Genomic DNA, 24,704 nt, shown 5'->3' with positions numbered 1-24,704 from the left:
TGAATGATTCCGACAGCCCCTCAAATCGGCTTCGACCGGTTCATACAGCTGGATTGGGTGACTGCTGCGCTTAAGGTGCGCGCAGGTATGGCCAGTCTCGATAAGCTGAATGAGCTGCTGGATGTCGCCGGCCTTGGGAAAGAGGCAAAGGCAAAGACACGCACGAAATTGAACGCGCTCGCGCTTGAACCGAGGGCCGATCTGGTTGACCTCATCGACCGTGGCGCGCAAATCTTCAAAGGCACCGAAGATCCCGGGGAGCTTGCTGTTTTCGCATGGGGTGCGGCAATCGCCACCTACCCGTACTTCGGAAAGGTCGCCGAGTTCACTGGGCGGTTAACGTCGATCCAGGGTGATTGCGCGGTGTCCGAAATCCACCGCCGCATCAGTGAGGTGTACGGTGACCGCGAGGTGACAAAGCGCGCCACACAAGCCGTGATTCAGACGCAAGCGAATTGGGGGGCGATCGAGCGTGTGGAGAATGGCAAACGACTAGTCCGGTTGCAGGCCAGAAGACTGAAGAACGACAAGATGGTGGCATGGTTGGTTGAGTCCGCACTGCGCTACCAGCAGAAGGCCATCTCATTGGCGACACTGCAATCGTTGGCAGTCATCTACCCGTTCGTACTCGACCAGCCGCTTGGCTATGTGATGTCGAATAGCCAGACGCTGGAGGTGCGATCCGAAGGCCCCAGCAATCAGTTTGTCGCGCTGCGCAGTGCGCTATGAGACTCCAACTCGGTACACGAGCCTGTGCGCCCAACTAGAGGCAGCCCATCTCCACACTGATAGCTGACAATCCGCCATCGGCCGATACCCCTGCCACCTGACCTTGACGACCTGATTGCAGACCAGCATGGTTAGTCAATAGTCCCTACAGGTCTGCGTACCAGAATGCCCTCCCCCCGCAGCCTCACCTTCGCCCTCTACACGCACTGGGAAATCATTGAATCCGTGGTGCCGCTGACGCGTGATTTTCCGGCCTTCGACCCCGAGCAGGCCTTGGCCGTGATCGCCCGTGCCTGCCCGACACTCGAGCCTGCACAACGGGAAGACACCCTGCGCCAGCTGGTCAATGCGGATCTGCTGCGCCTGCTGCCACGCGGCAATGCGCTCGAACTTCACCCCCAGGTGCTCGAGTTCGTGCGCGGGCTGACGCGCGAGCACGAACTCGGCCTATCGCAGGTGCTGCGCGCGCGAGTCGATGCAATCAAGGACGCCACCGCACAGCTCGCCGATGCGCTCGCCCTGAACCAGGCGGACGGCATGCGCAGTGCTGCGGTCAAATTGGCTGAGCTCTTCCGCCAGATAAGCCAGCAGCTCGATCAGGACCGTCACGCGATCCTGGAACTGGCCGAACGGGCCAAGGCTGCCGACGCGAATCTCCCGCTTTCGCGACGCTACACCGATGTGCTGGAGGCCTACGACAACTATGTCGAACCCATGGCCGAGATGATGGACAGCGGCCCAGAGGGCTCTTTCTATCGTTACCTCGAACAAGCAGAGCAAACGCTCGACCACGTGGTGGAGACGCTCGAGGTGCGCGGCGCACTGTATTCGCACCGCCTGTCCATGCGGCAGGTGGCGTTCCAGGCCAAGGAACTGCGCCGCCTTGGCCGCGAGGTACTGAAACAGTGTAGTGACACCTTGCTGCCTTTGCGCGAGGAGCTTCGGCAGCACAACGCCCTGTCTTCCGCGATCAGCAACTTGCTTGGGCAGATTCGTAAACGCGGGCTGCGTCGCGCCCTCCGGGGTGCCGAGTTACCGCTGTGGCAGCGCGACTTCCAGCGGCGGGTCTCGGTGGGAAGCGAGGTGTTGTCAGTGATGAGTGAAGCGCTGTGCTACACACCGGCCGCAGTCCGTTTTCCGGAGGACGATGGTGTGGTTGCTGAACCGATGGTCGATCTCGTCGACGAGCACGCCCTCCTGGCTGCGCTGCGCCGGGATGCGCCGATCGATAATCTGCTCGACTGGCTGCATCGCTACGAACCCGCCTGGAGCGATGCCACCACGCTGCGGCTGTACCACGAGCTCGCGCAGCGCCCCGAATGGCAAGCGATCCAAGCCGCGTTCGCCTGCTCCCTGCCCCTGAACAGCGTTCGGGTGACGCTTCACCCGCATCGAATCATCTTGTCGACCAATCCCTCATGAGTGCGCCTTCATCCATAGACCTGCAGCGCCTGCCGTTCTTGCGCGAGCTGTTCGAACATCTCAACGCCGGTAAGCATCTGAACCGCATGACCCAGCAGCGCCTGTGGGCGGAACTGGAACGTGAGCAGGGTCAGTATGAAACCCTGTTCGCGGCACTCGGCTACGCGCTGCGCATCGATGGGAGGGGCTTCGCCTGGTTCCATTCCGACGAGGGCACGAGCAACGTCACCAAGACCACCCGTCAGCTCGCGCTGCTCTTCATGTTGATCTTCGAGTTCAAGGCCGACATGGGCGTCCATCTGGCGCGTTTCACCGAATGGCCGATCGACCAGGGTCTTCTGCTGGCACTCATCGAAAAAAACAATCTGCTGTTGAAGGCCGAGCACCTGGCGGAAGTGGACCAACTGACGCAGTTGATGCGCACAGCCGCCAATTACGGCTTCGCAATCGCCGATGGCGCGGGTTGGCGACTGCTGCCCGCGGTGTTCCGGTATCTGGATCGTTTCGAGGAACTGGCTCATCGTGATGCGACCGGCGAAGCGGATGCGAGCGACGCTGAGCTGGGCGACGACATTGCTGTCGAGGAGGACGACGCGTGATCCGCTATGGTTTCCAGCGCCTCGCCCTGCTCAACAGCGCGGGCTACCAGCGTGCCGAACTTCCGCTCGATGCGGCGGTGTCTCTGATCGCGCCGAACAACACCGGCAAGACCAGCCTGATCAATGCGCTTCAATTCCTGCTGATCATCGATAAGCGGCGCATGGATTTCGGTGCGCACGAGGTCGACACCAGCCGGCGCTTCTACTTCCCCCATAACAGCGCCTACATCCTGCTGGAAGTGGCCCTGCCAACGACCGGCACTGTGGTGCTCGGCTGCGTCGGAAAGGGGGTAAGCCACGATTACGAATACTTCGCCTACAAGGGCGAGCTCGACCTCGAACACTATCGACTGCCCGATGGCAGCACCGTGCCGCAACCCGAACTGCGGGATCACATGCTTCAGTTCGGGCAACTGGTGTACGCCTACAGCCCGCCCGAATTCGCCGACGCACTTTATGGCGGACGGCGCCACAAGCGCCAGGACAATGAGCCGGATTTCACCGTCTTCAAGCTCGAACAGGTCAGCAACGCGGCCATCTTCCAGCGCGTGCTCACCCGCACGTTGCGGTTGGACCGGTTGAACTCGGCAGAGGTGAAGACCTATCTGCTCGAGATTTTCCGCAATGACCTTCCGGATGCGAGCATCGACTTCAAGGCGGAATGGGACAAGGCCTTTGCGGAGGTCAACGCCGACCGGGCGCAGTACGACGCCGCGATGAAGCAGCGCTCCCTGATCGCGACGCTGGAGCGGGATCACGATGCGCGCCGTGTGGTGCGCGGCAAGGTGCTGCACTTTCGGCCCCTGATCGATGCGCGACTCGGCGAATGGGACGCCTACCAGCGGGAAGAGAAGACGCGGCTGCAGGTCGAGCAGGCGCGCGTCGAGGCAGAGGAAGAGGGTCTCACCACGCGGGACCGTGATCTCGTCAAGCAACAGAGCCAGACCAGCGGCAAGCTCGTTGAACTGCAGAAGCAGGAAACCCGCCTCACCTCCTTGTCACGCAGCTTCGAACTGATTGCCGGGCGCGAGGTGCTGGAGCAGCGGCATAGCGAGATCCGTGACCAGCTCGAAGCGCAGATCGTTCTGGTGCATCAGGCCGACAATCGCAGTGTGGCGAACATCCAGCGCGATATCGCAGCAAACGAGCGCGACCAACAACGTTGCGGAAACGAACTCGAAACTCTCGCCGACAACCTCTATCTGCGCTTGCGAGCGCAGCTTGATGACGACGAACTGGAGCGGCTCAACCGCGCCCTTGCGGCACCGGTGATGACCTTGTCGCCGACCGCCTTCGAGGTCGATCATGCACGGTTAAAGACCTGGCTGCAGGGCTCGAGCGACACGGCAATCGCCCTGCCCGGACTGGCGTTCGATCTGCGCGGCCTGACAGCGCAACACGAGCAACGCTCGCGTGATCAGATCCAGGGGCAGCTTGCAGAACTGCGCGCCCTTGCGCCCCAACTTCAACAGCAGCTTGAAGCCGCACAGGCAATTGATGCCGCCCGGGCGCACAAGGCAAAGTTGGAACGCGATCTGGCCCGCATTACCCAAGAGCTGACCGACTACGACGAACTGCTGCAACTAAGGGCTGGCCAGGAAGCACGCACACAGGAGATGGGGGTACTGAAGGCCCGAGTCGAGGAGATCGAACGCCTGCTCGAGCACTCAAAGGATGACGCCTCCCGACTGCGCAACGCTCACAAGGATGTTCAGGCTCGCATCACCCGCCTCGAAGACCAGCACAGGCAAATCGTGAGCCTGCGCAATCGACGCGGCGATGACGCTCCCGTCTTCGATCTGCTTGGCGATCTGCCACATCAGCCCTGGCTCGGCAGCGATGAAATCGCGCTCGCCACGCTGGCCGAAGACTTGCAGACCTATCAACGTGATTGCGGCACGCTCCTCCACCTCGATGACCGCATTGGCAACCACCTGGCAGTTCTGCATGCAGGCGGCCTGACGAAGTATCTGTTCTCCGACAACCCGGAAACGGAGCTCGACCAGATCGTCCGCTTTGCCGCGCACCTACCCCAGGAGGCCGAAGCACTCGAGCGCAAGGCCCGAACGGCGGTGGTCAACGTCACCGCATGCCTGCGTGAATTACGTGACGGCCTGCTTCGCTTTCAGGGGAAAATGCGCGAATTCAACCGCCTGGTGAACCGACGACAGTTGTCCGACCTGGAGGTCTTCAAGATCGAACCGGTCGAGGAGACACCGCTGGTCGAGGCGATGGCGCAGCTCATCAGCACGGCCGAACAGGCTGGCAGCGGTGAGACTTTCGAGCTCTTCAATCATCAGAGCGTACTGGACGACGCAACGCTCAACCGCGCCAAGACCTTGCTGATCGACGAAGGCGCCGTACGCGGCTGCCTGAAGGTCGAGCATTTTTTCCGATTGGAGTTCATTGTCGGCAAGACCGGGCGCAAACCCGAGTCATTCACCGATATCGATAGCGCGGCCTCGAACGGGACGGTGCTGATGGCCAAGCTCGTGACTGGACTTGCGCTGCTGCACCAGATGAAGGACAAGCGCCACGACGTGCAGGCTGTCTGTTACCTCGACGAGGCCTCGGCACTGGATCAACGCAACCAGCGCAGCCTGATCGAGACCGCAGAAGACTTCGGCTTTGCGCTGATCTTCGCCTCCCCTGCCCCGCTGATCACGGCCCGCTACTGCGTGCCGATCACCAGTCGCAGTGGCCATAACCTAGTCAGCCGGCAAAGCTGGCAGATCATCGAATCGCTCGAAGCGAGCGCGGCACAGGCATGAGCCGAGCCCTCGCCGACGCCTTGGAAAAACTGCTGACCCAAGGGGATGAAGCGCCGGCGAGTCTGTTCACGCCCGCCCAACGAGCGGCCCTCGACGTCCTCGCACGCGGGACTGGATTCCTCATCGCCCGCCCCCAAGGGCGCGGCGTGGCGTACCGCATCGGCAACCGTGCCGGACTTGAAGCCCACTTGCGCACCCTGCGGCCTGAAACCCCTGCCACGGTGCCGCGAGATATCCCGCAACGCGCAGCCAACATCGCGACCCATCGTGACAGCAAGGCAGGCCTGGCAACCCACTCATTCCATTATTTTTTGCTGAAGGCGGTCGGCAACGGCGTCTGTTGGACGCACAGCGACGATCGCGTACTTGACCTTTCTGCCGCAACGAAATCCGCAGGTGCCGGCGTACTGGCGATCCAGGAAAGTGACGCCTGGCAATCGGACTGCCCGCTATGGCTGGTCGAAAACCAGGCCATCTTCGATGACACGAGTTGGTTGCCTCAACACACGCGGGCAAGCATCGGCTACTACGCGGGACAGATCCCGAGCCGCCTCGTGACATGGCTTGCGCAGCGCTCGCGCGTGCCGGAAGTCATCCTCTTTGCGGATTACGACGGTATCGGTCTGCAGAACTTCGTTCGACTGAGAGAGCAACTGACGACATCCTGTTCGTTCTGGCTGATGCCGAACTGGCACGATCTCCTGCGCAAGTACGGCAGCAACCGGATCTGGCATAACACCCATCAAGAGTTCGTCGCAGCTACGACGCGGCTCGCCGCACTCCGCCCCCCCGCCGACCTTCTGGAGCTCTGTGCTGCCATGAGTCGCGAAGGGTTAGCACTGGAGCACGAAGCGGTATGGCTGCGCGGAAGTGAGGCTGAATGATGTTCGACGCGCTTTCCCACTACGACAAGTGGTTCTTAAAGCTCACAGGGCAAGGCGCCTCTCACGAGGAAGCCGCGGTCGCAGTCATCCACCGCTATCTGGACGGGAAGTCCTCCACGGGCACAACCCCTGCTGGAAAGGATGCCGCACTGTGGACGAGCGCCTTCTGGTCAAGCTGTCCCGACTCGGTATTCCACACTGAAGGGTTTTCACTCTCGCTGGCGAGATATTTCACCCGCGCCGGCGATTACAGCTTCGCAGAACTGCAACGAGCATTGACCGTGGCACCCGCAGCCTGCAAGCGAGCAATCCGCTACTCGCGGGCTTTTCTCGACCCGGAGTCTTCACGCTGGAAGGCCCTGCAGAGCCTGCTGACCTCCGAGCAGAAGGGCTATCGCGGCTTCGTAAAGGAATGTCGAGGGCTATGGCAACGTTACGAGCACTTGCGCCGCGACGCTGACCAGGCTTACGACAAGCTGGCCGATCTGCCACTGCTCGACCTGCTGGTTACCGCGAGCGTTTCCGCATTCAAGACCGAGCTGCCGCCCCTGCTCGGTCTGTCGCGACCCAATGCTGTTATTCCACTCCCCGAGTTCCGCTATCCCGCGTTCAACGAAGCGGTTAGCCGGCTTCTCGCGCGCAGGCTCACCCACTGCACAGAGGACGAGCTCATCGTCACGGAGGAGAAGCTCCGGGTGACCTTTCAACAACGTCTGTATCCGCTGCTTCTTCCACACTACGCGGACGGCGGCGCCTGCGCACGAACCCTTGCTCGCTTCGAGCAATACATCGACGCACAACTGCGGCTCGATGCTTTCCGGCAACGGGAGATCAGTCAATTTTGTTTCGACCACGGGTACCACGATGGGCATACGCCGGAACGGCTCGACCATGCAATCTCACCCGGGAACAGCTTCAAAGCGTGGGTAACCGGGCAGGTACGAGGCCAAGTGCTGTCGAATTACTGGCAAGCAATTGCCTATGCCGCCTTGGCTTCGCAAGAGGGCGCGAACGACGACAAGATCCCTGCCCGCGAAGGCGACGAAGCCACCGTTCGTGCGTTTTCGGATCTTGCGGTGCTACACAGCCTCTTCGGGATTGAGGATGAGGTCGATCTGGGCAAAGGCACGCGGGTCCGCATCGATCAAGCCTGCCTGGCGATTGAGATGGCACGCGAGCACTATCGGACGACCTTGTTAATGCCGTTCGCACAGGCCTTCCAAACGCATGGGAATTGGGCTCCTGCGTTGCGCGAGATCATCGAGCATGGAATGCTCGACGGCCTGCAACAACGGTACCCCCTTCTATTTGCTCGCCACGACGAAAAGCTGAGCATGCTGCGCCAATTCACGGCGACAGAAGAACAGCCCTCGGGTAGCGATGAGGCAGCTTCCGCGTTGCTAGCCTTCTGGGGCAACGATCTCGCCACGAGCCCGGATTTGATCCATCGCGATCAACGTCAATTGAAGGGCAGCTTCGCCGAGTTGCCGTATCTGAAGCTCGGCGACTACGTCTTCACCCTACCTTGGGTACTGACGACACAGGACGTGCCGACAGCGGTGGTGAACAATCTCCGGCGAGTTCGTCCGCTCCGACCCGATGCGAGGGACGAAACCTTTCGCATCGAAAAGCGCTTGGCCGAGCAAATGGAGGAACAGGGCTTCCGAACCGTCGTCGGCTTTGAGCCTTCCGATGGCGATGGCGAACCCCCCGGCGAGATAGATCTGATCGCCAGCCGCGATGGACACCTGTTCGTGTTCGAGATCAAGTCAGGATATGTCCGCCAGACGCTCGAGGCCGCCTGGCATCATCGAACGAGTACGCTGCGTATGGCAGGACGACAACTGCAGCGAAAGCTCGGCAGCCTTCAGGCGGATCTTCCCGAGTCACTGAAACGCGACCTCGAGCTCGATTCACTACCAGCCCAGCCGCAAGTGCACGCCTGGATCATCGACACATCACCGGATTTCGATCGAGAGCGCTTCTCTGGACATCCAAAGGTCGGCATGACCGAGTTTTTGATAGCGCTGCGCGACGAGGCAAACTGGCTCGACGGCGAGGATGTGGATGGCACCCTCTATCCGAACGGTTTCACCGCTGCCGCCTTTGCGAAAGCCATCACAGATGAGGTGATCTGGAGGAAGCTGGACATTTGATACTGTGCCCCCTCCTCCGGCTTCACCTGTAGCACCGTTCTGAGCGTCCCGCGGGAGGAAGCAGCTGCGGGCTATGCATACCCACAGCCGATCGATGCTCAAGGGCTAAACATCCAGGATCAGAATTCAGTGCACGCAGGGGGAGTCAATATTGAGCGTGCACGGACAACGATTTCCCGTCAGGAATTCCCATCAACGCCGCGCGCGCACAAGCCATTCCTGGACCACCCCACGGTCACCGGCACGCTCGTAACCGCGCCATAACTGCGTGCCGCCGCGGGCACTCACGAGGACGGGGTCGTACAACTCGACTGGCGCATAGTCGCCGGTCCAAGGGCTCTTCAGTCGCAGCCGCTTTGCACCGTTCGCCTGGTCCAGCGCGAAGTCCCCGATAAACTCGCTCTGCCTCACGAGTTCCTCTTTCGGAATACGGACCCCTTCGCGGCGCATCACGCGGACGTCGAACATGTGCGTTGCTCCGGCTCGACCTGTGCGACCGCGGACGAGGTGAGCGCGCGACGACCGTATGGTCGCATTCGGGGCACACGCGGTAGATCACGGCACCGCAGACCGCGTCTTCAAAGCGTGCGAGGGGAACCGACGTGTGGCAGTGCGGGCACACCGCGTATGGGACGTGCGGGAGAGATGTCTTCATGGCTGAGGCTCCTAAGACTATATTTTCGTACAGTACTCGACGGCTCGCAAGGCTCACCTGCACGCGGCCGACAACACAGTCTCGGGAACCTTGCTGGCGTTTTCGCGCGACTCGGACGTAAGTGCTGCCGCACGCATCGGGTTCGGCACGAAGCTCAACGCTATTCACACGCCTCCGTCTACGGATGTATGCATATCGTCATAACGAAAACCGATCCTCTTATTCGCAGCCACATGACATCATTTGACTGACATCAACTCGATTTCCATGACAGCTCAGCGCCGTTGCTGGTCAGGTACACCACAATTGCTTCGGAGTGCCATGGGCGACGGGTCAGCAGCAAGCCGCCCGGCATCTGTTTGCCCGCTCAGTGGATATTCTCTGGCACGCGCGTCTCAATCATGGACGCAGGCTTCATCCGCCATGTAGTACTGTTGATCCCCAAATTTTCTCTCATCTGACATGAACTATATTTAATTACAGTCGTCTCAGATATAGAAACCCGATTGCCATGGGGTATCTATTCGTTAAGGAGAAGAGAAATGCGAATCGTTTTCGGCCGTTCTGAATCGCACCAGTTGCCACATGTTGACATGAAGATCAAGCGCCAGAACACCTTTGAGACATCGATTGAATTGCCTTGGGGCGCCGTGATTTCGATCGACACGACTGCATACCGCCCGCTTGCATCTCGGCTTGGTGCATTTGGTATTGATCATCGCAAGACCTTCGAAGACTTACGCAAGGCCGTAGAAATGGGTAGCAGCGCCTTGATTGAGGTCCAGCGAGGGAGACGTACCTCCGCTGCAAGCGCCCGAAAGGTCATTGTGAAGGCCCTGTTCGATTCGCGACGATTTGTGCCACGAGAGGGTCCTGAATACGAAATCACGGTCCCCAAGGCTCAGGTCCTCGAGATTGACAAGAAACTGTACATACCACGGTGGCTTGCCCGCAATAGGGTCCGCGAATTGTTTCCCGAAACCTCCTGTTGGCCTGCCATTCCCGGAAAGGGCATCTGGCTCGAACACGAACGCATGTGGACCGAAATCTTCGCGCCGAAGTTGGAACAGCTTAGAACTGAGGAGGAGCATGCCGCCGCAATCCGTCGTCAACGCGAAGAGACGCGAACTGCGGAAAGAGCTCTCGCCGACGAGCGCGTACGTCTAATGATGTCGGAGCAAAAAGCGCGCATCAACCGATTGGCCGAGGACCATCAAAAACGACTCGTCCAGTTGCCATCAGTTAAAGCCATCAAAGTGCAGTGGAAGGAATGGGTAAAGCACCGAGGTACAAGCCACGTGGTCACGCATTCCGCCGATCTGGCGACACTATATTTTTCGGGAACGCGAATCTATATCATCCTGCCGTGCGGTAAAGAAATCATCAAGAGTACATCCACAGTCAGTTACGAAGTTGCCCCAGAGCTTGAGGAACGCAGCGCCGTACCCGCATAGCAGAGTTATCAAATTTGCAATGTGGAAGTGCTAGGCGGCTCATCGGCCACCACAATGGTCCATGTCAGCCGCCGCAACTCACCGTCGCCGTATAAAGTTATCCACAGCGATCAAACTACTTCATTAGTGTATTTTCAGCTACAAGGTCGATCGACCTTGTAGCTGAAAATACACTATGTTTCTGGGTGCGCCGCTTCATGCCGCTTTGTTGGCTCTCTCTGTAAGAGCGTGTGCCACCTAGTTCACCGTTTTTCGTGCAAACGCAAACTTCTAAGCGAGGAGTGAGCGCTTCCGCATGCACTAGCATTCCCCACGTGCGTGGGGATGAACCGCGCTTGGGCCTCGCGACAAGGGCGCCCGCTAGCCCCTCGTCTTCACTCGAGTTTTCATCGCTGCTTCGTGCGCAGCATCGCGTTTGGCTTTGGACATGAGCTGATCAATCGTCTGAATCAGACGATCGCACGCTGGTCGCAATTTCGCGGCGTCAATCTCGGGAAAATCAAGGTGCGGGTGCACAACCTCGCCCAGCTTCTTGAGCTGCAAGCCGCGCGTGTAAACAACGCTATTCACATTTTCGTTCTCATGTCCCAAGTAGTCAGAGCGGATCTCCACGGAAACGCCCCCCTCGAGAAGTCGCTGGTTACACGTCTTGCGAAGCGAGTGAAATACTTTCCCCGCACCAACAACACCGATCTTGTCGAGGTAGCGGCCAAATGCTTTGCTGGGAGCCCCCGCATAGCCATTTTTTTCGGAATATCGAAGATAGGGAAATACGAGTGTTGCGCCGGGCGACTTGCGAACGGCAGCGACATACTCAAGGAACCCGGTAGCAACAAGTTTTGGGTGCAAAGGGACCCATCGGGGCGAAGAATCGGTTTTCACACTGGCATCCTCGCGGTCGCCATTGATGTCGAGATAGGCAACACCGATGTCGTCGTCCACACGCACGTCCGTCAAGGCCAACTGACAGAGCTCATTGATGCGTGCGCCGGTGAGTAAGCCGAGCAACGGCAGGAAGAACTCATGCGGCGTCCGCGCTGCAGACAAGTTCGCTGGATCGAAAATCTTCTTCAAATCCGCGGCATCAAAGAACTCGAAGCCTCCGCGCCCCTTGGTCTTCGCATTGGTGACCTTCCTGAACTTGAAGTGGCCGGTCGTAGGAAGCGGAATTCCTGGCGGATAGTAACCGTCTCGCTGCGCGAGTTTGAAGAGCGCGGCGATCGGATTCAGGCGTTTGTCAATTGTCCGCTGCGCAGTCCCGCAGTCGCGCAAGGCCTGCGTGTAGCTCGCGATGGACTGACTGGAGACTTCATCGGCGTACTTGTCGCCAAGTCGCTTGACGAAATCGTTCAAGGCGCCGCGGTAGTCGATCATTGTCGCTTTCGACCACCGGTTTTTTTCCTCATTGAAGACGGTCTCGACCAGTTCCGACAGCCGCTTGCGATTCCCGTGCACGGAAGGCGCCCGTCCGACGCCGTGCGCAACAGTCACGTCACCCTTGGAGAGCAGGACCGACAGGGCGTCCAGACCTAGACGATGGTCCTCCAAGTTTCCAGGCTCCGTCGAGAGTTCGACGGTCTTGTCATCCTGCGTAATCTGTATACGCCACTGCGGAAAACGAAAATCCGGCATCTCCAAACCCAAGCAACTCAAGTCCAGCGGATGGTGCCGGGTCGCGAGGAGTTTTTCAACACGACTGAATAGCTCCATCACCTGAGACAGGTAGCCATGGCGCAGAACGCTGGCCTGCCGACGATCCGAAGTATGCAACGAGCGCGAGATCTCGTTCTTTTGGAAATGAGGCCGCAGGTGCTTCGGGACGCAGACCCTGAGGTGCCAGATCCCGTGACGGAGTCGAAGATTTCGGGCGGCAAGACGCATGTGCGGCTCCTTATAAGTGGAGCACTTAAGTGGAGCGCTTGCGTCAGAATGGCTGAAAAAAGACCTTTACAATTCAGCCACTTAGAAGTTCTGGCGGAGAGAGCGGGATTCGAACCCGCGTTGGGATGTTATCCCAAACACGCTTTCCAGGCGTGCGACTTAAACCACTCATCCATCTCTCCGTGGAAGGCGCGCATTGTAGCAGAACACTCGCGATACGGAACCCCATTTTCGCGCTCCGCGGAGAATTCCGGCGCGCCCGCCAAGGCGCAGATACCTCCCGCCTACTTCGATTCGGTGAAGATGCCCGGATCATCGGCCGGCAGCCGCGGGTAGCGCACGTAATCGACCAGCGCCCGCACTTCCGGCGGCGGCGGCGGGGTGAGCAGGCTGACGACGACGATGGTGAGGAAGCCCAGCGGCACGCCGAACACGCCGCTGGAGATCGGGTTGATGTCGAACCAGGCGTTGTCCATCGATCCGCCGAAGAATGCGTGGGTGCTGACGAAGTAGTAGAGCGTCACGGCAGGCCCGGCGAGCATGCCGGCGACCGCACCGGGCCGGTTAGCGCGCTTCCAGAAGATGCCCAGCACCAGCGCGGGGAAGAAGGCCGCTGCGGCGATGGAGAACGCGAGGCCGACCATGAACAGGATGTTGTCCGGGCGCATCGAGGCGACCCACGCGGCGACGACGGCGACGACCAGCAGCTGCGACTTGGAGATGACCAGGCGGCGTTGGGTGCTGGCGCTCGGGTTGATGACCTTGTAGTAAAGATCGTGTGACAACGCGTTGGATATCGTCAGCAGGAGTCCGTCGGCGGTCGATAGCGCGGCGGCCAGGCCGCCGGCGGCAACAAGCCCCGAGATCACGTAGGGCAGACCGGCGATCTCGGGCGTCGCGAGCAGGATCACGTCGGTGTTGAGGCTCAGTTCGGCGAGCTGCAGGATGCCGTCGCCGTTGATGTCCTCGATATTGACCATGCCCACCTTGCCCCACGAGACGATCCAGTTTGGCAGCATTGAAATGCTGGTGCCGATGAGGTTGTTGTACACCTCCCACTTCGCGAACACTGCATAAGCCGGCGCCGTGACATATAGGAGGAAGATGAAGAACAGGCCCCAGAACACCGACTTGCGTGCCTCGACAACCCCGGGGGTCGTGTAGTAGCGCATCAGGACGTGCGGCAGCGCAGCGGTCCCGACCATCAGCACGAACACCAGCGCGAGGAAGTTGTTGCGTGCGACCTCACGCTGTTCGGGCGTGTCGCCGGGGTGGGCCTGGGCGTGCCGCGGCGGCGGACGCGAGCGCTCGATCGCCTCGACACGCGCGCGCTCCCATTGCTGACGCGCCTGATCCGGCGTGCGTGGCAGATCGCGCAGGGCTCGTTCGGTGTGTGCAATGTCGCGCGCGGGAGCGTTGTTCAGGCGCAGCTGGTTGAGGTGCTCGATGAGCTCGCGGCGCTCCGCATCGAGCGAATCCGGCAGGTAGGCAATCTTGGCTTCATAGTCGCCAGCTCGTTTGGCGAACTGCTTGCGCACGGCCACTTCGGCGCTGTCGGTAAGCAGTTCGCTCTCCTTTTCGGAGAGTTTGCCGAGCACCGTACCGTACATCACCGGCGCGACGGGCACACCGGTGACCTTGTATGAAAGGATCGTGACCGGCACGAGGTAGGCGACGATCAGGATCACGTACTGCGCGACCTGCGTCCAGGTCACCGCGCGCATGCCGCCGAGGAAGGAACATACCAGGATACCCGCCAGACCGACGAAGAGCCCGATCTCGAACTCGACGCTGACGAAGCGGCTGGTGATCAGCCCTACCCCGTAGATCTGCGCGACCAGGTAAACAAAGCTGGCGATGACCGCGGCGATCAGCCCGACGACGCGGGCGACGTTGCCTTGGTAGCGCGCGCCGAGGAAGTCGGGAATCGTGTATTGCCCGAATTTGCGCAGGTAGGGAGCGAGCAGCAGCGCGACGAGCACGAAGCCACCCGTCCAGCCGGTGACGAAAGCGAGCCCCTCGAAGCCGGTGAAATACAGCGTGCCGGCAAGACCGATATACGAGGCGGCGCTCATCCAGTCCGCCGCCGTCGCCATGCCATTGAACATGGCGGGGACGCGGCGCCCGGCGACGTAGTATTCGGTCACATCGGCGGTGCGACTCATGACGCCGATGCCCGCGTAAATCGCGATGGTCGCGAACAGGAAGACGTGGCCGATCACGCCTTGCGACATGCCCATCTTTTCGCCGACCGCCAGGAGCCCGACGAAGCAGATGAAGCTGATCGTATACCAGAGGTAGTACCGGCGCAGACGGCGTGCGAAAGGAGACGGCCCGGTCATGCGGGCAGCCGTCCGGTCAAGCGGCGCACGGGCGACGCCGGTGCGCACCGCAAGGGATCAGCGTTCAATACTTGACCCTCGCGTAATACGACTTCTCGGCCGCCTCGCGCGCCTGGCGCAGCGTGCGAATGCCCATCGCCGCGAGCAGCGGAATCATCTTCAGGAAGACCTCGGCGGTGACGATCGCGTCGCCCAGCGCGGTATGGCGTCCGAGGATGGGCAGGTTGAGCCGTTCGGCGATCGCCTCGAGGCGGTGCGATTCCTGGTTCGGATGAATGACGGCGGACAGCAGCAGCGTGTCGAGCACGGGCTGATCGAAGCGGATGCCGGTCGCCTCTTCCTTCAGCTGCAGGAAGCGCATGTCGAATGCCGCGTTGTGCGCGATCAGCACGGTATCCTCGGCAAACGCATGGAAGGCCGGCAGCACCGCCTCGATGGTCGGTTGATTCTTGACCATCTCCTGCGTGATGCCGTGGATCTGCACCGATTCGGGCGACAGGTAGCGGCAGGGATCGACGAGCTGCTCGAACGACTCCTGACGCAGCAGCTTGCCGTTCACGATGCGGGTCGCGCCAATCTGGATGATTTCGTCGCCCTGCGAGGGGTTGAGCCCGGTCGTCTCGGTGTCGAACACGGTGTAGGTCAGCTCGCTGAGCAGGCGGTCGTCCAACGCGCGCGACTTGTCGGACCAGTTGAAGAGGTCGAAGTCGTAGTATTCCGGCCGGCTTTCGCCCTTCAGGATGGTCGCCTCGTCGAGCTGTTCCTGCGGCATGGCGGCCGGCAGCAGGATGCGGAAAAACGCGCGGTGGCGGACCTTCTCGCGCTCCAGCCACATCTCGCCGTCGTGACGCTCGATCACGTCGCGCACCGTCAGGGGGCTGTTCTCGTCGGCGAAGCGCATCGGCTCGAGCTCCCAGCTCATCACCGTCTCGGTGCTCATCGCCTGGCCCGACCAGATCAGATCGAGGTGGACCAGCCGGCCCGCTGCGCTCAGGCGGAAACGCACCTCGCGCACCTCGAACTCGTCCGACAGGCGATTCGCTAGGTAGGTCAGGGCCTGCAGCAACGAGAAGCTGTCGACCTTGACCCACAGCGTCTCATCGACCTCCTCCAGTTTCGTCGGCAGCTTGACGACATTCTCGATGCGTCGCTGCGCCGCGGCGATCAGGTCGGCGCCGAGCATCTCCTCGAGCGGCCAGCGCACCTTGAGGGAGTCAGCAAATTCATTGGCGGTGTCGTCGAGGCGCGTACTCATCGCCCGAACCTCGTCACGGATCACGGTGCGGAAGCGCTCGCGCAGCTCTTCCTGCAGATCCGGGTATTCGAGCATGTCGGCCGCGGCACGCACATTGGCGAGCGCCGCGCGGTTGCCTTCGGTAAGCGTGTGCAGCATCTGGTCGCGCTTCGATTCGGTCTCGAAGGTGCGCGTGATGTTGTCGAGCATCAGGATGAAGCCGGTGATGGCCCGCTCGCCGCCCTCCTCCTGCTCGACCGACAGCACCGGCGCCATCTGCGCGCGCAGGAGCTGGCCCGCGCGCGTCGTCGTAACGAAATTGGCGACGGGCTGTGCCGCGCTGCGCCGCAGCCGGTGCTGGATGCTCTCCAGCGCATGATTGACGAGATTGCGCTCGAAGACCGCGTAGATCGAGCGTCCGAGCCCGATCAGCTCGCCGCCGCCGGCAACCGCCGGGGTATCCGACAAGGCGCGGAACTGCTGTCGCGCGCGGTGGTTGTAGAGCAGGATACGGCCGTCGAGGTTGCACACGACGACGCTCTGCGTGAGTTCCGACATCAGCGCGGCGAGGCGGTTCTTTTCCTCCTCCACGGAGTGCTTCGCCTGGGCGATCTGCGCCTCGACGTCCTGCAGCAGCTCGTCTCGCTGCTGCGCGAGGACGTTGACCGCGTGCGCCAGCGCCTGCACCTCGGGCGGACCCTCGAGCTTGACGCGGAATTCGCGGTTGGCGCCGAGCATCAGCTTGAGGTGTTCCTCCATGCGCAGCAGTCCCTGCACGTAGTGCCGGAACAGGTTGCGCACGACGGCCATGCCGAGCGCGAAACCGACGATGGTCATCAGCGCCCCCAGCGGCAGGTGCGGCACGACCACGTCGATGAGCCGCGCCCGGTCGGCCTCGCCCGCCTCCAGCCACACCAGCCCCGTCGTCACGACGAAGGGGCCGGTCATCAGCAACGCAAGAATGCAGACTGCGAGGATGAAGCGCGCACGAGCGGTCATCCGTCAGCGCTCCGCGAGCATGCTGCGTACGCGCTCCACGAGTTCCTTGGTCGAGAACGGTTTGGTCATGTAGGCGTCGGCGCCGAGGGCGAGCCCCTTCGCAACCTCGGTGTCGCGCCCCTTGGCCGTAAGCATCAGGATGCGCACCGACTGCAGCTCGGGGTTGGACTTCACCTCCTGGCAGACCTCGAAGCCGCTCTTCTTAGGCATCATCACATCGAGCAGCACGAGATCGGGTTTTTCGGCGCGGATACGCCGCGCCGCCTCATCACCGTCGTTGGCGACGCTCACCTCGTAGCCCTCACGCTTCATGAGAAACTCGAGTGAAATGACAATGTTCTGTTCGTCGTCGGCAATCAGTATTTTTTTGGCCATGCTCTCCCCTTTCCTTCTTTATATTCTAAGTCATTGCGCGATCCGGGCCGTCGCCGGCCTCGGGCGGTAGCGGCAGGACGAAGCTGAACGTCGCGCCTTCGCCCGGCCTTGACTGCACCCACAGCCTGCCGCCGAAGTGCTCGACGATCTGCCGGCTGATCGGCAATCCGAGCCCGGTCCCCTGGGGGCGCGAATGCTCGTCGCCACCCTGGCGGAATTTTTCGAAGATCACCCCGAGCTGCTCGGGCGGAATCCCCGGACCGTTGTCGGTGACATCGACGCGAAGCTGTCCGGCTTGGCACGTCAGGCGGACACGCACCACGCCGGAGTCGCCCGGCACGAACTTCGCCGCGTTCGAGATCAGGTTCAGCATTACCTGCAGCAGGCGGTCGCGATCGGCGCGCAGGTGCGGCGCCCGGTCGGGAAGGTCGAGTTCGAGCATCGCAGCGCGGTCGCGGAAGAGCTGTTCGGTGGTTTCCACCGCATGCCCCACCAGTTCGCACATGTCGATGTCGGTGTTGTGCCATTCGGCATGGCCCGACTCGATCTTGGCCATGTCCAGCACCTGATTCACCAGCCGGGTCAGACGCTCGGTCTCTGACACGATGATTCCGAGGAAGCGCGTACGGTCCTTGAGATCGATCTCGGGATCGTCCAGCAGCATCTCGGAAAACGCGCGGATCGAGGTCAGCGGCGTGCGCAGTTCGTGGGTGACGGAGGACATGAAATCGTCCTTGAGGCGGTCAAGCTCCTTCAAGCGCTCGTTGGCGGCCCGCAGCTCGGCCGTCGCCGCTTCCAGCGCCTGCGACTTCTCCTCCAGCTCGTGCGAATACGCGCGCACCTGCGAGGCCTCGTCGAGGATGTCCATTACCTCGTCTAGCCCCAGCGGTTCTTCCTGCACCACCGAGGACACCATCACGCGCGCCGATGCGCTGCCGATTGCGCCTGCGAGCTGGGTTTCTGCGAACTGCACGAGTCCGGCATCCGGCTTCAGGTCGTCGATACGCGCAACGCCGCGCTCGCGCGCGTAGGACTCGAACATCCGCCGCGCCCGCTCGGCGCCGAGAAAACGCGCGACGAGGGGCTGCAGATCCTGAATCTGCGCACTGCCGCGCCAGAACGTCGCAGGCGTGTCCTGGCCGCGGCTGAAGACATCGACGAACAGGGTCGCCTGAGTGGCCTCCTGCCCGGTCGGAACGCGTGCCAGCGACACGATCACATAGCACGCGACATTCGCCGTCAGGCTCCAGAACAGCGCATGGCTGATGCTGTCGAGTCCGCCCAGCCCGAAGAGCTGCTCCGGTCTCAGGTATTCCAGCCCGAAGAGCCCGTAGTCGAGAAAAGTCCGGTCCAGCCAACCGGACTTCGCCACCGAGGGAAGCATCAACGTGTAGGCCCACACCACGAAGCCCGCCAGCAGTCCCGCGAACGCCCCCTCGCGCGTGCCACCGCGCCAGTACATGCCGCCCAGCATCGCCGGGGCGAACTGCGCGACCGCGGCGAAGCTGATCAAGCCGATGCTGACCAGCGCATAGGCCTCGCCGGCAAGACGGAAATACAGGTAACCCAGCAGCAGCACAACGACGATCGCGCCGCGCCGGATGCCCAGCAGCAAGCCGGTCAGATCGGGATGATTGCTGCGCTTGAAGCGCTCGGTGCCCAACAGCAGGGGCATCACGAGGTCATTGCAGACCATCGTGGATACGGCGATCGTCTCGACGATGACCATCCCCGTCGCCGCGGAGAAGCCGCCGACAAAGGCCAGCAGCGCAAGCGCCCGCTCGCCGTGCGCGAGCGGCAGCGAAAGCACGAAGGTATCCGGGTCGACCGTGCCCCGGCCGAAATACAACAGGCCGCCCAACGCAATCGGCAGCACGAAGATGTTGATCAGCAACAGGTAGCCCGGAAAGAGCCAGGTCGCGCGGCGCAGGTGCTGCTCGTTCACGTTTTCCACGACCGTCACCTGGAACTGGCGCGGCAGGAAGATCACAGACAGCATCGCCAGCAGCGTCAGCGCGAACCAGCCGCCGTAGCCGGCGCTGCTTGCGGTCTTCAGGCTCAGCAGCGCGGCGAGCTCGGGGTCCGCGAAGGCACGCGTAAAGATGTCGTCGAATCCCTCATACACGCTCCAGGTGACGAATCCGCCGATGACGAGGAAAGCCAGCAGCTTGACGACCGATTCGAAAGCGATCGCGGCGACCATGCCCTCGTGGCGCTCCGCGGCGTCGAGGTGGCGCGCACCGAACAGCACCGTGAACAGCGCGAGCGTCAATGCGACATACAGTGTGCCGTCGTTGAACCAGCTCGCCGTCGCGAAGGGGAATACGCCGCTGTCGTCGCTGCCGGTGAGTACCGAATAGCCGCTGGAGATCGCCTTCAGCTGCAGGGCGATGTACGGCACCATGCCGACCACGGCGATGATGGTCACCAGGCCGCCCAGCAGGTGGCTCTTGCCGTAGCGGCTGGCGATGAAGTCGGCGATCGACGTGATGCGGTAGGTGCGCGAGATGCGGATCATCTTCAGCAGCACCACCCACGACAGGCTCATCGCGAGCGTCGGTCCGAGATAGATCGGCAGGAACCACACCCCGCCGGATGCCGCGCGCCCGACACTGCCGAAATAGGTCCACGCCGTGCAGTACACGGCGAGCGACATCGCGTAGGTCCACGGATTCGCGATGATCGAGCGCCCCTGCTCCGCCCGCCGGTCGCCGTACCAGGCCACCGCGAACAGCACCAGCAGGTACGCGAACGATGCGGCGACTACGACGGTGCCCGACAGCATCCCCGCCTCCTCAACGCGCGCCACGTTCCGCGATCCACGCGACCACGGCGATCAGCGCCGCCCATATGATGAACAGGCACGCCCACAGCATCGGCATGCCGAAGAAGGGCTCCGACCTGTCGAGCAGGGACAGCACGGGATAGTTGAACAGCAACGCCCCACCCAGGAACGTCGCAACGAGCCTCTGACCAGCCAGACCTCTGCGCATCATGTCTCCCTCATGATGACGATGGCTACCCGAAGTATACCGTTGCCCGCCCGGGGCCCCGGGACGCAGTCCCTCCGGACGGGAAAAAAAAGGCGCGCTTGCGCGCGCCTTCTCCTCCTCCCCCTGCCGGCTCGCGCCGGCTTGCCTCAATTATTCTTATGCGGGGCCGGCCTCTTGCGGACCGGTCTCCCGTCATGCTGGGTCAGCTCGCGGGTTGCTTGAGCTGTTCCAGGATCGCCGGGTTCTCGAGGGTCGACGTATCCTGGGTGATCTCCTCCCCCTTCGCCAGCTGACGCAGCAGCCGGCGCATGATCTTGCCCGAACGGGTCTTCGGCAGGTTCTCGCCGAAACGGATGTCCTTGGGCTTGGCGATGGGCCCGATCTCGTGGCCGACCCAGTTTTGCAGGTCCTTGATCATCGCCTTGGCGTCCTCGCCGGTCGGACGCGCGCCCTTCAGCACGACGAAGGCGACGATGGCCTCGCCGGTCAGGTCGTCGGGACGGCCCACGACTGCGGCCTCGGCGACCTTCTCATGTGCCACTAGCGCCGATTCGATTTCCATCGTGCCCATGCGGTGACCCGAGACGTTCAGAACGTCGTCGATGCGGCCGGTGATCGTGAAGTAGCCGGTTTCCTTGTCGCGGATCGCGCCGTCGCCGGCGAGATACAGCTTGCCCTTGAAGTCGTCCGGGTAGTAGGACTTCCTGAAGCGGTCGGGATCGCCCCAGATCGTGCGGATCATCGAGGGCCACGGGCGCTTGACGACGAGGATGCCGCCCTGGCCGTTCGGCACTTCGGTACCGGTTTCATCGACGACGGCTGCGATGATGCCCGGGAAGGGCAGCGTGCAGGAGCCCGGAACCATCGGGGTGGCGCCCGGCAGCGGGGTGATCATGTGGCCGCCGGTCTCGGTCTGCCAGAAGGTATCGACGATCGGGCAGCGGCTGCCGCCGACGTTCTGGTAGTACCACTCCCACGCGGCCGGGTTGATCGGCTCGCCGACCGAACCGAGGATGCGCAGGCTCGACAGGTCGTAGTTCTTCGGGTGTACCGCCGGGGTGTTGTCGGCGGCCTTGATCAGGGAACGGATCGCGGTCGGGGCGGTGTAGAAGATGCTGACCTTGTGGTCCTGGATCATCTTCCAGAAGCGGCCGGCGTCCGGGTAGGTCGGCACGCCTTCGAACACGATCTCGGTCGCGCCGCAGGCGAGCGGGCCGTAGGTGATGTAGGTGTGACCGGTGACCCAGCCGATGTCCGCGGTGCACCAGAAGACATCGTTCGGCTTGATGTCGAAGGTGTACTTCATGGTCAGGATCGCGTGCAGCAGGTAGCCGCCGGTCGAGTGCTGGACGCCCTTCGGCTTGCCTGTCGAACCCGAGGTGTAGAGCAGGAACAGCGGATGCTCGGCATCGACCCATTCCGGTTCGCAGGTCTCGGCCTGGCTGGCGCAGACTTCGTGGAACCACTTGTCGCGGCCCTCGACCATCGCGCAGGCGCCGCCGGTACGCTTGACGACGACGACGTTCTTGATGCTCTCGCAGCCGCCCAGGCCGAGCGCTTCGTCAGCGATCGGCTTCAGCGGCAGAGCCTTGCCGCCGCGGAACTGGCCGTCGGAGGTGATCAGGGCGACGGCGCCGGCATCGTTGATCCGGTCACGCAGCGCCTGAGCGGAAAAGCCGCCGAAAACGATGGAGTGGGTCGCGCCGATACGGGCGCAGGCCTGCATCGCGACGACGCCTTCGATCGACATCGGCAGGTAGATGACGACGCGATCGCCTTTCTTGACACCCATCGCGCGCAGCGCATTGGAGAACTTGCAGACGCGGGCCAGCAGGTCCTTGTAGGTGACGCGGGTCACATCACCGCCGTCGGCTTCGAAGATCAGCGCGACCTTGTCGCCCAAGCCGTTATTGACGTTGCGATCGAGGCAGTTGTAGGAGACGTTCAGCTGACCGTCGGCGAACCACTTGAAGAAGGGTGCGTTGCTCTCATCCAGGACCTGGGTGAAAGGCTTCTTCCAATCGACCAGCTCGCGGGCCTGACGCGCCCAGTAGCCCTCGTAGTCGTCCTCGGCTTCTTTGCACAGCGCACGGTAGGCGTCCATACCCGAGACTGCGGCATTCTTGACCATCTCTTCCGACGGGTAATAGATACGGGGCTGCTGTTCGTTCGACATACTGACCTCTCCTCAACTATTCAAAGTAATTGAAGCGCCCTGCTGGGCCGACCGGTCGAGCCGGTCTTATTTATCGTTCGCTGAAAATGCTGCCTTCGCGATCTGGTCGGCATTTAAGGCTTTGTATCTTACACAGGACTTACACCCCCATACCGTGGAACACTGCCCATTCCGGTGGGACGTCGCCGGCCGCGGACTGCTAGAATTGCGGCCCTACCGAATGACCCGGCCTTACCAGGAGATGCGCCATGACCGTGATTCGCGAAGAAGACCTGATCCAGTCCGTCGCGGATGCCTTCCAGTACATCAGCTACTACCACCCGCTCGACTACATCAAGGCCCTCGGCGAGGCCTGGAAGCGTGAGGAGAGCCCCGCGGCGAAGGACGCGATCGCGCAGATCCTGACCAATTCGCGTATGTGTGCCGAAGGCCATCGCCCGATCTGCCAGGATACCGGCATCGCCGTGGTCTTCCTCAAGGTGGGCATGAACGTGCAGTGGGACGCGAAGATGAGCGTCCAGGAAATGGTCAACGAGGGCGTGCGCCGCGCCTACACCAACGTCGACAACAAGCTGCGCGCCTCCGTGCTGCTCGATCCGGCCGGCAAGCGCCAGAACAGCAAGGACAACACCCCCGCGGTGGTGCATTACGAGATCGTCCCGGGCGATCACGTCGAAGTGATCTGTGCGGCCAAGGGCGGCGGCTCGGAGAACAAGACCAAGTTCTACGCGCTGAACCCGTCCGATTCGATCGTCGACTGGGTGCTGAAGACCGTGCCGACGATGGGCGCCGGCTGGTGTCCGCCGGGCATCCTCGGCATCGGCATCGGCGGCACGCCGGAAAAGGCGATGCTGCTGGCGAAGGAATCGCTGATGGCGCCGGTCGACATCCACGAATTGAAGGACAAGGCCGCTTCCGGGGCAACGCTCACGCGCGCCGAAGAGCTGCGTCTCGAACTGTTCGAGAAGGTCAACGCGCTGGGCATCGGCGCGCAGGGCCTGGGCGGCCTGACGACCGTGCTGGACGTCAAGATCCTCGACTACCCGACGCACGCGGCGAGCCTGCCGGTGGCGATGATCCCGAACTGTGCGGCGACCCGCCACGTGCACTTCGAGCTGGACGGCTCGGGTCCGGCGAAGCTGGAAGCGCCGAAGCTGGAAGACTGGCCGGACGTGACCTGGCAGGCCGATACCAAGGTCGCCACGCGCGTGAACCTCGATACGCTGACGAAGGAAGAAGTCGCGTCGTGGAAGCCGGGCCAGGTGCTGCTGCTCAACGGCAAGATGCTGACGGGCCGCGACGCTGCGCACAAGCGCATCCAGGACATGCTGGCGAAGGGCGAAAAGCTGCCGGTCGACTTCACCAACCGCGTGATCTACTACGTCGGCCCGGTCGATCCGGTGCGCGATGAAGTCGTCGGCCCCGCCGGCCCGACCACTGCGACGCGGATGGACAAGTTCACGCGCATGATGCTCGAACAGACCGGCCTGATCTCCATGGTCGGCAAGGCCGAGCGCGGCCCCACGGCGATCGACGCGATCCGCGACAACAAGTCGGCCTACCTGATGGCGGTCGGCGGTGCCGCATACCTTGTCGCGAAGGCGATCAAGAGCGCGAAGGTCGTCGGTTTCGCCGATCTGGGCATGGAGGCGATCTACGAGTTCGACGTGCAGGACATGCCGGTGACGGTCGCGGTCGACTCGAACGGCACCAGCGTGCACAACACCGGCCCGAAGGAGTGGCAGGTGAAGATCGGCAAGATCCCGCTCGCCACCGCCTGATCCGCGCGCAGGCAGAGGCACCGCAAGCCCGGCCGTTTACCCGGCCGGGCTTTTTTTCGCCCGCGGGATCCGCACGACGCACCTCCCGCAATGGCTGCGCGCCCTCACACGCTTGACCTTCAAGGGCGCCGACGCCTCAGGACCATCACCTAAGCGGATGGAACGTCGCGAGCACGACTGAGCAGGTCCCGGCGGATTGCATGGAATTTTTTCCCACGTCTAGTTAGAATGTGAGCTACTGCCCCCGGAAGAA

16 protein-coding genes and 1 tRNA gene are annotated in these 24,704 nt (G+C 62.1%); 8 read left to right on the top strand and 9 right to left on the bottom strand.

Going from position 1 to position 24,704, the window contains the following annotated elements; genetic code table 11:
• The first annotated feature begins 3 nt into the window (after positions 1-3).
• From AzCIB_RS06690 to AzCIB_RS06665, 6 genes are all read left to right on the top strand, one after another.
• On the top strand, positions 4-729 hold the full coding sequence (locus AzCIB_RS06690) for a hypothetical protein (protein WP_050415176.1): 726 nt from the start codon (positions 4-6) through the stop codon (positions 727-729).
• A 165-nt stretch (positions 730-894) separates the two neighbouring features.
• On the top strand, positions 895-2,151 hold the full coding sequence (locus AzCIB_RS06685; RefSeq protein ID WP_050415175.1) for an MksB family condensin complex protein: 1,257 nt from the start codon (positions 895-897) through the stop codon (positions 2,149-2,151).
• Positions 2,152-2,189: 38 nt separating this feature from the next.
• A complete protein-coding gene (locus tag AzCIB_RS06680) occupies positions 2,190-2,750 on the top strand; it encodes a condensin complex protein MksE (RefSeq protein ID WP_198149631.1) in 561 nt (186 codons plus the stop codon).
• Positions 2,747-5,521: an Mks condensin complex protein MksF gene (locus AzCIB_RS06675; RefSeq protein ID WP_198149630.1), complete on the top strand. Its 2,775-nt coding sequence runs from the start codon at positions 2,747-2,749 to the stop codon at positions 5,519-5,521. The genes AzCIB_RS06680 and AzCIB_RS06675 overlap by 4 nt, the downstream gene beginning before the upstream one ends.
• Positions 5,518-6,405, top strand: coding sequence for a hypothetical protein (locus AzCIB_RS06670; RefSeq protein ID WP_050415173.1), 888 nt, complete (start codon positions 5,518-5,520; stop codon positions 6,403-6,405). Before AzCIB_RS06675 ends, AzCIB_RS06670 begins: the two co-directional genes overlap by 4 nt.
• Positions 6,402-8,561, top strand: a complete 2,160-nt coding sequence (locus AzCIB_RS06665) for a hypothetical protein (protein WP_050415172.1) — start codon at positions 6,402-6,404, stop codon at positions 8,559-8,561. Before AzCIB_RS06670 ends, AzCIB_RS06665 begins: the two co-directional genes overlap by 4 nt.
• Positions 8,562-8,753: 192 nt before the next feature.
• On the opposite strand, the gene AzCIB_RS06660 is transcribed toward AzCIB_RS06665, so the two are convergent.
• Positions 8,754-9,029: a hypothetical protein gene (locus tag AzCIB_RS06660; protein ID WP_050415171.1), complete on the bottom strand. Its 276-nt coding sequence runs from the start codon at positions 9,027-9,029 to the stop codon at positions 8,754-8,756.
• 729 nt (positions 9,030-9,758) lie between these two features.
• On the opposite strand from AzCIB_RS06660, the gene AzCIB_RS06655 reads away from it, so the two are divergent.
• Positions 9,759-10,670 carry a hypothetical protein gene (locus AzCIB_RS06655; RefSeq protein WP_050415170.1) on the top strand — a complete coding sequence of 304 codons (912 nt, stop codon included), beginning with the start codon at positions 9,759-9,761 and terminating at the stop codon, positions 10,668-10,670.
• Positions 10,671-11,030: 360 nt separating this feature from the next.
• Here the strand turns inward: AzCIB_RS06655 and AzCIB_RS06650 are convergent, their stop codons facing one another.
• The 8 genes from AzCIB_RS06650 to acs form a co-directional block, all read right to left on the bottom strand.
• Positions 11,031-12,551: a site-specific integrase gene (locus tag AzCIB_RS06650; protein ID WP_050415169.1), complete on the bottom strand. Its 1,521-nt coding sequence runs from the start codon at positions 12,549-12,551 to the stop codon at positions 11,031-11,033.
• A gap of 91 nt (positions 12,552-12,642) precedes the next feature.
• Positions 12,643-12,733: transfer RNA gene (locus tag AzCIB_RS06645), tRNA-Ser, on the bottom strand.
• A 102-nt stretch (positions 12,734-12,835) separates the two neighbouring features.
• On the bottom strand, positions 12,836-14,893 hold the full coding sequence (locus tag AzCIB_RS06640; RefSeq protein WP_050415168.1) for a sodium:solute symporter family protein: 2,058 nt from the start codon (positions 14,891-14,893) through the stop codon (positions 12,836-12,838).
• A gap of 64 nt (positions 14,894-14,957) precedes the next feature.
• Positions 14,958-17,126, bottom strand: coding sequence for a 3'-5' exonuclease (locus AzCIB_RS06635; protein WP_050415167.1), 2,169 nt, complete (start codon positions 17,124-17,126; stop codon positions 14,958-14,960).
• Between the two features lie 3 nt (positions 17,127-17,129).
• Complete coding sequence (locus tag AzCIB_RS06630) at positions 17,130-17,501, bottom strand: response regulator transcription factor (protein ID WP_018990971.1); 372 nt, start codon at positions 17,499-17,501, stop codon at positions 17,130-17,132.
• A 25-nt stretch (positions 17,502-17,526) separates the two neighbouring features.
• Positions 17,527-20,286: a sensor histidine kinase gene (locus AzCIB_RS06625; protein WP_050415166.1), complete on the bottom strand. Its 2,760-nt coding sequence runs from the start codon at positions 20,284-20,286 to the stop codon at positions 17,527-17,529.
• A 10-nt stretch (positions 20,287-20,296) separates the two neighbouring features.
• On the bottom strand, positions 20,297-20,494 hold the full coding sequence (locus AzCIB_RS06620) for a hypothetical protein (protein ID WP_198149691.1): 198 nt from the start codon (positions 20,492-20,494) through the stop codon (positions 20,297-20,299).
• 202 nt (positions 20,495-20,696) lie between these two features.
• Positions 20,697-22,670, bottom strand: coding sequence for an acetate--CoA ligase (gene acs / locus AzCIB_RS06615; protein ID WP_050415164.1), 1,974 nt, complete (start codon positions 22,668-22,670; stop codon positions 20,697-20,699).
• 248 nt (positions 22,671-22,918) lie between these two features.
• Here acs and AzCIB_RS06610 point away from each other — a divergent pair, with 248 nt between their 5' ends.
• Positions 22,919-24,451 (top strand): fumarate hydratase, encoded by a 1,533-nt coding sequence (locus tag AzCIB_RS06610; protein WP_050415163.1) that lies wholly within the window; start codon positions 22,919-22,921, stop codon positions 24,449-24,451.
• Positions 24,452-24,704 lie beyond the last annotated feature (253 nt).

The organism is Azoarcus sp. CIB, assembly GCF_001190925.1.
Taxonomy (GTDB): Bacteria; Pseudomonadota; Gammaproteobacteria; order Burkholderiales; family Rhodocyclaceae; genus Aromatoleum.
The sequence above is the reverse complement of the archived record's forward strand: the minus strand, read 5'-3'. Positions and strand labels throughout refer to the sequence as shown.